Origin of the sequence: Microbacterium sp. Leaf351 (assembly GCF_001423825.1) — a bacterium.
Lineage (GTDB): Bacteria > Actinomycetota > Actinomycetes > Actinomycetales > Microbacteriaceae > Microbacterium > Microbacterium ginsengisoli.
The window spans coordinates 169,179-171,183 of record NZ_LMPK01000035.1; the positions used below are offsets into that span (position 1 = coordinate 169,179).

Consider the following 2,005-nt stretch of genomic DNA (forward strand, 5'->3'; position numbering starts at 1 on the left):
GATGGTGTCAAGGCGAATTTGCCCGTAGTCTTCCGGCGTTATTGATTCGTTTCACTCTCACCGCCCGAGGACGTGAGGAGGAGAGCTGTGGCCGTCAGCGTGCGCGACGTCGCCGAAGCCGCCGGGGTGTCCGTCGGCACCGTCTCCAACGTGCTCAACCGCCCCGACAAGGTGTCGGCGGAGACGGTGGCCCGCGTGCACCGCGCCATCGACCTCCTCGGGTTCGTGCGCAACGACGCCGCCCGCCAACTGCGCGCGGGTCGCAGCCGCAGCATCGGCCTGGTCGTGCTCGACATGCGCAACCCGTTCTTCACCGAGGTCGCCCGCGGTGCGGAGGAGCGCGCATCCACCGACGACCTCACCGTGCTCATGGCCAACAGCGATGAGAAGCAGGATCGCGAGGACCGGCACGTCGAGCTGTTCGAGGAACAGCGGGTGTTCGGCATGCTGGTGACCCCCGTGTACGACAGCGTTCCCAAGCTCCGTGCCGTGCGCGACCGCGGCACGCCGACCGTGCTCGTCGACCGCGAATCGCGCGACGGCTCGTTCGCGTCCGTCGCCGTCGACGACCTCGCAGGCGGCACCCTCGCGGCATCCCATCTGCTGGACGTGGGGCGCCGTCGACTGATGTTCGTGGGCGGACCGGTCTCGATCCGTCAGGTCGCCGATCGTCTCGAGGGCGCTCAGGGCGCCGTCGCCGCACACGGCGGAGCGTCGCTCGAGTTCGTCGGCACGCGGGCGCTCACCGTCGAGGAGGGGCGGGTGGCCGGTGCGCAGATCCTCGCGCGCCCCGTCAGCGCGCGGCCGGACGCGATCTTCGCGGCGAACGACCTGCTCGCCCTCGGTCTGCTGCAATCCCTCGTGATGACCGCGAGCGTGCGCGTGCCCGAGGACATCGCACTCATCGGCTACGACGACATCGACTTCGCGGCAGCCGCTGTCATCCCGCTCACCTCGGTGCGTCAGCCCGCCGTCCTCATGGGCACGACGGCCGTCGAGCTGCTTCTCGCGGCGGCGGAGTCGCCCGGCGGACCCACGGAGCGGGTCGTGTTCGGGCCTGAGCTCGTCGTCCGCTCCTCCACCGCGACCTGACCGCGCCTCGCGCCCTCAGCGGCGCAGGCCGCGATCGACCAGGCGGGTCGGCTGCAGACGGGTCCGCGGTTCGGTCTCATCCGCTCCGCTGATGCGATCGAGCAGGGTGCGGGCGGCGCGGGCACCCAGCTCGGCGACGTCGTAGTCGACCACGCGGATCGGGCGCGGCACGAGACCGGACAGCTCGAAGTCGTCGAAGCCCGTGAGCGCCACCGGCGCATCCGCCGCGAGGATCGCCTCGAGAGCGCCCACGGTCGAGCGGTTGTTCGCGCAGAACACCGCCGTCGGCGGCCGTTCGGCGTCGAGCAGGCGCTCGAGCGCCGCGCGCGCCGCCGCCGGAGTGTGCAGGTCCTCGACGATCAGCCGCGGATCCGCCGCACGGCCGAGCGCGGCGAACGCGTCGAGGGCGCCGGCCCTCCGCTCGCTCATCGTGAAGATCGTGGGCGCGTCCAGGAGCACGGCGACTCGTTCGTGGCCCGCGGCCAGCAACTCGGCGACCGCGGCCCGTGCGCCCCCTCGGTTGTCGATGAGGAACTCGTCGGCGACGATGCCGCGACCCGGACGGTCCAGGAACACCACGGGCGTGCCGCGCGCCGCCTCCGGGGCGAGGTAGCGGTGATCGCTCGCCGTCGGCACGACGAGGAGTCCGCCCACCTGGCGCTGGCAGAGGTCGAGCGTGAGCGTGCGTTCGGCCGCGGCATCCTCTTCGCTCGATGCGACGATCAGGCGGATGCCGCGCTCGAGCGCGGCGGCGGCCGCGGCGGCCGCGACCCGCATGTAGAAGGTGTTGGAGAGGTCGGCGGACACGAATCCGATGGTGTCCCGTGCCCCCGATCGCAGCGAGGCCGCGAGGGCATTGCGCTGGTACCCGAGTCTGTCGATGGATGCCGCGACCCGCTCCGCCATCGCGGGG

Annotated in this window: 2 protein-coding genes; one reads left to right on the plus strand and one right to left on the minus strand. The window is 72.0% G+C overall.

Going from position 1 to position 2,005, the window contains the following annotated elements; translation table 11 throughout:
- Positions 1-87: 87 nt before the first annotated feature.
- Complete coding sequence (locus ASG00_RS11895) at positions 88-1,092, plus strand: LacI family DNA-binding transcriptional regulator (RefSeq protein ID WP_171006198.1); 1,005 nt, start codon at positions 88-90, stop codon at positions 1,090-1,092.
- A gap of 15 nt (positions 1,093-1,107) precedes the next feature.
- Here ASG00_RS11895 and ASG00_RS11900 read toward each other — a convergent pair.
- On the minus strand, positions 1,108-2,005 hold an 898-nt coding region (locus ASG00_RS11900), incomplete at its 5' end, for a LacI family DNA-binding transcriptional regulator (RefSeq protein ID WP_162238396.1).